The following is a 6786-nucleotide window of genomic DNA, read 5'->3' on the forward strand; positions in this document are numbered from 1 at the left end:
CCCCGGACCCGAGGGCGGGCACTCGTCCTCCCGCGGTGCGGCGGGACTCCGCCCTCACAGGCCGGGCGGGAGCCGGGGGCCAGGGCCGGGGCCGGTGTACCCCCCCGACCAGAGCGGGGGGGAGGCGGCCGGAGCACGACCCCGCCTGCCGGTCATGCGCGGCTGCGGGCCCGCCGCACCCGCGCATGACGCACACCCGAGGGCCTCGACCGGCCGGCCGCTCCGCCGCGGCGCGTTCCGCACGGGACTCGTCGTCCCCAGGACCGTGCGGCGTCACCCACCCTGTTCCGTCGGGTCTGCGATGGTCACCCCGCGGCGTGGCACCGAGCGCGGGCAGCCGCTCGGCCTGATCCGCCGTACCAGCGCCCTCGGGAAGGGGGGCCGGTGCCTGGCACCGGCCCCCCTTCCCGAGCCGGCCGGTCCGCTCCGCTCCGCTCAGGCGGGAACCGCGTCGTCGGCCTCCGGGTCGCGCAGCGGGGGGATGAACAAGGAGAGCACCAGGGCCAGGAGGGTGACGAGGGCACCGAGCCAGAAGACCCACGCGTACCCGGCGTCCTGGTAGAAGGCGGTGCCGTCGACCACGGTGCTGTGCGCGTTCAGCAGGGCGTACGCGCCCGCGGTGACGACGGCGCCGAACAGGCTGATGAGCATGTTGAGCATGCCGCTGCCCAGCCCCTGTTCCTCGGGCGAGACGACGCCGACCACGAGCACCGGCGCTCCCGCGACCACGACACCCGAGCCGATGTTGGCGACACAGGACGTCAGGGCCAGTTCGAGCTCGTCGCCGTGGAAGAAGCCCACGAGCGTGTAGCCGAACGCCATGACCGCGAGCCCGGCGATCCACACCTTGCGCGGGTCCAGGTGCCGCAGGAAGCGGCTGGCGAGGAGACCGGTGGCGAACATCACCAGGTTCCAGCTGACGCTGACCACGGCGTTGTGCTGGGCCGTCCAGCCCAGGCCGGCGGAGACACCGGGGATGTGCGGGAAGAGGGCGAGCAGGATGGCCAGGCCCGGCATGGTGAACGCGACCGTCTGGGCGAGGCCGCCCGCGGTGAGCGCCAGAGCCACGGGGCGGCGGCGCAGCACCCGCAGGTCCAGGATCGGGTGGGTCTGGGCCCGCTCGACGAACAGGAAGGCGGCCAGGGCCGCGGTTCCGGCGGCGAGCCAGCCGAGCGTCCTGGCGTCCGTCCAGCCCCAGCTCTGTCCCTGGCCGACGGCGTAGACCACGGCGGTCAGGCCGCCGCCCAGCACCAGGCCGCCGAGCCAGTCGAAGCCCGGCGCGAGAGCGCGCCGCGGTGTCCGCGGCACCAGGAACGCGACCAGCAGGAAGGCGAGGGCGGTGGCGAGGGCGAGGAACCAGAGGGCGCCCCGGTGACCCCAGTTGTCGACGAGCCAGCCCGCCAGGAACGGTGTGCCGAGGGCGACCAGACCGACGCTGCTGCCCATGACGCCGCTGGCCGGCTTGACCAGCCGGGGCGGGAAGACGTCCCGGACCGCGGCGAAGGAGAGGGCGCCGAAGGGACCGTAGAACCCGGCGACGGCCCGGCCGACCAGCACCAGCCAGAACTCCCCGGCCATGGCCGCCAGGGCCTCGCCGCCGGCACCCAGCGCCATCATGACGAGCATGACGCGCTTCCTGCCGTACAGGTCACCCAGTTTGATGGCGAACGGTGTGAGGAGGGTGGACGCCAGGGTGAGGGTCAGGCCGAACCACGCGACCTGGGTCGTGTGGAAGCTCTGGGCGACGCTCGCGGTGGCGTTGGCACCGAGGATCCCGCCTGCGGCCAACAGCTGGGTGGGCCAGGCCAGAGCGATCAGCACCGCGACCAGGCGGAGGTTCCATCGTCCACCCGACTCGGCAGGAGAGGCGGTGTCGAGTGAGGGGCTTGGCGACGTCGATGTCATGCCAGCCCTCCTTTCACGGAGGTGCCGAAGGAAGAGTGAGGCGCTGTGGGAGGGGGAGCGAAAGAAACGGCCGCCGTTCATACGGCGTTCACCGGGGCGGCGGCAGGGCGGCGGTCCGTCGTCGCGTGACGTTGATGATGACCTGAACACTTAGTGCACGCTAGGTTTTGCGACTGTGTCACACATCACACCGCGAAGGCCGTGAACGGTCTGTCGCCGGGGCCCCGCGCCACCCCGGTACCGTTCTGCCATGGCGACACCCAGGGGGCCGCGCGGCGGCTACACGGCAGGCCGGGCTCGACGCGTCCAGATCCTGGAGGCGGCACTGCTGCGCTTCGGGCGGGACGGCTACCAGAAGACCTCCCTGGCCCGCATCGCCCGGGACGCGGAGATCACCGACGCGGGACTGCTGCACCACTTCCGCGACAAGCAGCAACTCCTGCTGGCCGTCGTCGAGTACTGGCACGACCGCATGGACGTCCAGTGGCAGCGGGTCTCCGAGTCGGTGCGGGACGCCTTCCGCTGCCACCTGGAGGACACCGCCGAGACACTCACCATGCCGGGCATGGTGGAACTCGCCGTGGTGATCGCCGCCGAGGCGACCGCCCCCGACCACCCGGCCCACGACTTCTTCACCCACTGGCAGGAGAAGGGCGTGAGGGAGCTCGCGGACCGGCTGCGCACCGGCAGCCGCAACGGCGAGCTCCTGCCGGACCTGGATCACGAGCGCATCGCCCGCGAGTGCGCGGCCCTCGACACCGGCCTGCGCCAGCAGTGGCTCGCCAGCGACCGGTCCTTCGACCTCGTCGCGGTGGCCCGCGCCCACCTCGACCGGCTCATGCGCTCCATCTCCGCCGACGGCCAGGGGCTGTAGCCGCGGCCGTCGAGCCGCCGGGTTACGGAGGAGGAGACCGCCCCCACCGGGACTCCGCCGGCACTCGTCCACCATGATTGTCATGAACGCGACCAGGCAGGGCGATTCCGCCCGGACAGAGGCCGCCCCCGAGGGGAACAAGCACATGGTGACCCACATCACGCACAGGAAGACCTAGCGTTCACTAGGTTTTGGGGCGCATGATCGAGCCTGCTCATCTCCGCCCCACAAAGCCGCCGTCCGACACCGGCGCCCACGCGCTGAGGAACTCGCCATGCCGCATCACTGGACCGCCCGCGTCATCACCCCTCACCGGCAATCCGGGCCGCCCGCCGAAGGCGCCCGGCCCGGCTCTCTGCTGCGCAGCGAGTTCACCGCGCGAAGCGCGGTCGCGGCCGCCCGCCTCTTCGTCACCGCGCTCGGCGTGTACGAGCTGGAACTCAACGGCACCGTGGTCGGCGACCACGTGCTCGCCCCCGGCTGGACCAGTTACCGCCACCGCCACCGCTACCAGGTCTTCGACGTGACCGGCCTGGTCCGCGAGGGCCGCAACGGCTGGGGCGCGCACCTGGCGGACGGCTGGTACCGGGGCCTGCTCGGCTTCAACGGCGGCACCCGGGACATCTACGGCGAGGACACGGGCCTGCTCGCCGAGCTGCACGTCGAGTACGCCGACGGCAGCCGCGAGACCGTCACGACCGGGGAGCACTGGCGCTGCGGGCCCTCCCCCGTCGTCGCCGCCGGCCTGTACGAGGGCGAGGAGTACGACGCCCGCCGCGAGCAGGCCGGCTTCAGCGAAGCGGGCTTCGACGACTCGGCCTGGGAGCCGGTGCGCGTCCTGGAGTTCGACACGGCCGTGCTCTTCCCCGCCGACAGCCCGCCGGTGCGGCGGATCGAGTCCGTCGCCCCCGTCGCCGTCACCACCTCGCCGGCCGGCCGTACCGTCGTCGACTTCGGGCAGAACCTCGTCGGACGGCTGCGCATCCGGGTCCGCGGCGAGGCCGGCCGCACCGTCACGCTGCGCCACGCCGAGGTCCTGGAGGACGGCGAACTGTGCACGCGCCCACTGCGGCACGCCACCGCCACCGACCGCTACACCCTGCGCGGCGCCCCGGAGGGCGAGGAGTGGGAACCCCGCTTCACCTTCCACGGCTTCCGCTACGCCGAGATCGAGGGCTGGCCGGGCCCGCTGGAGGCCGCCGATGTCACCGCCGTGGTGCTCCACAGCGACCTGCGCCGCACGGGCTGGTTCTCCTGCTCCGACGCGTCCTTGGACCGGCTGCACGAGAACGTGGTGTGGGGGATGCGCGGCAACTTCGTCGACGTGCCCACCGACTGCCCGCAGCGCGACGAGCGGCTCGGCTGGACCGGCGACGTCCAGGTCTTCACCCCCACCGCGGCCTTCCTCTACGACGTCCGCGACCTGCTGCGGTCCTGGCTGCGCGACCTGGCCGCCGACCAGGGCGACGACCCGGACGGGGTGCCGCCGGTGTTCAGCCCCGACATCCCGGTGATCACCCCCGTGCCGCTGCCGCCCGGGAACCCCCCGATGACCGGCTGGTGCGACGCCGCCGTCATCGTGCCCTGGGTCCTGTACGAGCGCTACGGGGACACCGAGGTGCTGCGCACCCAGTACCCCTCGATGCGCGCCTGGGTCGACGCGGTCGACCGCCTGGCCGGCCCCGGCCGGATCTGGGGCGAGGGCTTCCAGTTCGGTGACTGGCTGGACCCCACCGCCCCGGCGGACGATCCCGGGCGGGCGATGACCCCCTCCGCCCTGGTCGCCACGGCCTACTTCGCGCACTCCTGCCGGCTGCTGGCGCGCACCGCGCACCTGCTGGCGCGGGCGGACGACGCCGAGCACTACCACGCCCTGGCCGACTCCGTGCGCGACGCCTTCCGCGGCCGCTTCCACGCCGGCGGCGGACGGCTGACGGAGGAGACCCAGACCGCCTACGCCCTCGCCCTGTGCTTCCGCCTGCTGGAGGAGGACGCCGAGCGCGCCGAGGCCGGACGCCGGCTGGCCGGGCTCGTGGCCGAGCGCGGCCACCGCATCGGCACCGGGTTCCTCGGCACCCCGCTGGTGTGCGAGGCGCTCACCGACACCGGGCACGTGGACACCGCCTACCGGCTGCTGACCCAGCGGGCCTGCCCGTCCTGGCTGTACCAGGTGGACATGGGTGCCACCACCGTCTGGGAACGCTGGGACAGCATGCTCCCCGACGGCAGCGTCAACCCCGGTGAGATGACGTCCTTCAACCACTACGCGTTCGGAGCCGTCGCCGACTGGATGCACCGCACCGTCGCCGGTCTGGCACCGGCCGCACCGGGCTACCGCCGGCTCCTGGTCCGGCCCCGCCCCGGCGCCGGCCTCACCTGGGCGCGGGCCGCGCACGAGACCCCTCACGGGCGGGCCGAGACGGGCTGGCGCCTTAAGGCCGGAACGCTGCGGGTCGATCTCCTCGTGCCGCCGCACGTCACCGCGCGGGTCGAACTCCCGGGCGCGGAGCCCGTGGAGGTCGGCCACGGCCGGCATTCCTTCCACGCCCCGTTCCCGCCGGACTCACGGTGACCCGCACCGGCCCGGCCGTCCCCCGCCGCTGTCCGCACACCGAACCCGTACGAGGACCCTTCATGGAGCACATCAGCCTGCCCGACGACTTCCTGTGGGGCATCGCCACCGCGGGGCACCAGAACGAGGGCGACAACACCGCCGCCGACACCTGGTTCCTCGAGCACACGACGCCCTCGCTGTTCCGCGAGCCCAGCGGACCGGCGTGCCGGGGCTACGAGCAGTGGGAGACAGACCTCGACCTGGTCGCGGGACTGGGACTCAACGCCTTCCGCTTCTCCGTGGAATGGGCCCGGATCGAGCCCGAGCGCGGTGTCGTGCGGGCCGAGGCCCTCGACCACTACGAGCGGGTGGTCGACGGCTGCCTCACCCGTGGCCTCGCGCCCGTCGTGACGTTCTGCCACTTCACCGCGCCGCACTGGTTCGCGGCGGCCGGCTCGTGGACCGCCGCCGACGCCCCGGACCGGTTCGCCGAGCAGTGCGACCGCGTCATGGCCCGCTTCGGCGACCGGATCGCGTACGGCGTCACCCTCAACGAACCCAACCTGGAGCAGCTCCTGCAGGTGGGCGGGAAGCTCCCGGCCGAGGCGGAGGCGCTCAAGACGCGGATGCTCGCCGCCGCTGCGCGGGCCGCCGGGAGCGACACCTACTGCAGTGCGAACGTCATCCCCGCCGACCGGCAGGAGGAGTTCCAGGAGGCCTTCACCCGCGCCCACCGCGCCGCCCGCGAGGCGATCAAGGCACGCCGCGGCGACCTCCCGGTCGGCGTGTCCATCGCCGTCGCCGACGAGGTCGCCCTGCCCGGCGGCGAGGAACGCCGGGACGCCAAGCGCGCCGCCGTGTACGACCACTGGCTGCGTGAGGCACGCGACGACGACTTCATCGGCGTGCAGAACTACGAGCGCATCGTGCACGGCCCCGACGGCGAGGTGACGCCCGAGGGGGAACTCAACGGCATGGGCACCGTCATCGAGCCCGAGTCCCTCGCCGGCGCGGTCCGGTACGCCCACGAGGTGTCGGGGGTGCCGGTCCTCGTCACCGAGCACGGCATCCAGACCCCGGACGACAGGCAGCGCGCCGCGTTCGTCCCGGCCGCGATTCACGGCCTCGCCGCCGAAGTCGGCGCGGGCACCCCCGTGCTGGGCTACTGCCACTGGACGCTGATGGACAACTTCGAGTGGATCTTCGGGTACGGCGCTCAGCTCGGGCTCCACGAGGTCGACCGCGTCACCTTCCAGCGCCGTGCGAAGCCCAGCGCGACGGCCTACGCCGAGGTGGTGCAGAGCTACCGGGGCGCGCTCGCCGGCCCGCGCCGCTGAGCGTCTCCCCGGGTGCCGGGGGGGTGACGGAGCGGAGCGCCCCGGGGGGCGGCCCCGGGGGGGGGGGGGCCCGCGGGGGGGGTGGGGGGCGGGGGGGCCCCCCGGGGGCACACCCC

At 73.6% G+C, this 6786-nt stretch carries 4 protein-coding genes; 3 read left to right on the forward strand and 1 reads right to left on the reverse strand.

Going from position 1 to position 6786, the window contains the following annotated elements:
- Positions 1–435 precede the first annotated feature (435 nt).
- Positions 436–1905: an MFS transporter gene (locus tag ACY1JF_RS17455; protein ID WP_462706048.1), complete on the reverse strand. Its 1470-nt coding sequence runs from the start codon at positions 1903–1905 to the stop codon at positions 436–438.
- 250 nt (positions 1906–2155) lie between these two features.
- Between ACY1JF_RS17455 and ACY1JF_RS17460 the strand changes: the two genes are divergently transcribed.
- From ACY1JF_RS17460 to ACY1JF_RS17470, 3 genes are all read left to right on the forward strand, one after another.
- Entirely contained in the window at positions 2156–2779 is a 624-nt protein-coding gene (locus ACY1JF_RS17460) for a TetR/AcrR family transcriptional regulator (RefSeq protein ID WP_462706049.1), read from the forward strand.
- Between the two features lie 274 nt (positions 2780–3053).
- Positions 3054–5351, forward strand: a complete 2298-nt coding sequence (locus ACY1JF_RS17465; RefSeq protein WP_462706050.1) for a family 78 glycoside hydrolase catalytic domain — start codon at positions 3054–3056, stop codon at positions 5349–5351.
- A gap of 62 nt (positions 5352–5413) precedes the next feature.
- Positions 5414–6670 carry a family 1 glycosylhydrolase gene (locus ACY1JF_RS17470; RefSeq protein WP_462706051.1) on the forward strand — a complete coding sequence of 419 codons (1257 nt, stop codon included), beginning with the start codon at positions 5414–5416 and terminating at the stop codon, positions 6668–6670.
- The last annotated feature ends 116 nt before the right edge of the window (positions 6671–6786 follow it).

The sequence above is a fragment of the Streptomyces sp. SYSU D01066-1 genome, from assembly GCF_054956795.1.

Bases quoted from the DNA above. Each gene is read 5' to 3' on its own strand.
- ACY1JF_RS17465 (WP_462706050.1), top strand. From the start codon at position 3,054: ATGCCGCATCACTGGACCGCCCGCGTCATCACCCCTCACCGGCAATCC.
- ACY1JF_RS17455 (WP_462706048.1), bottom strand. From the start codon at position 1,905: ATGACATCGACGTCGCCAAGCCCCTCACTCGACACCGCCTCTCCTGCC.
- ACY1JF_RS17460 (WP_462706049.1), top strand. From the start codon at position 2,156: ATGGCGACACCCAGGGGGCCGCGCGGCGGCTACACGGCAGGCCGGGCT.
- ACY1JF_RS17470 (WP_462706051.1), top strand. From the start codon at position 5,414: ATGGAGCACATCAGCCTGCCCGACGACTTCCTGTGGGGCATCGCCACC.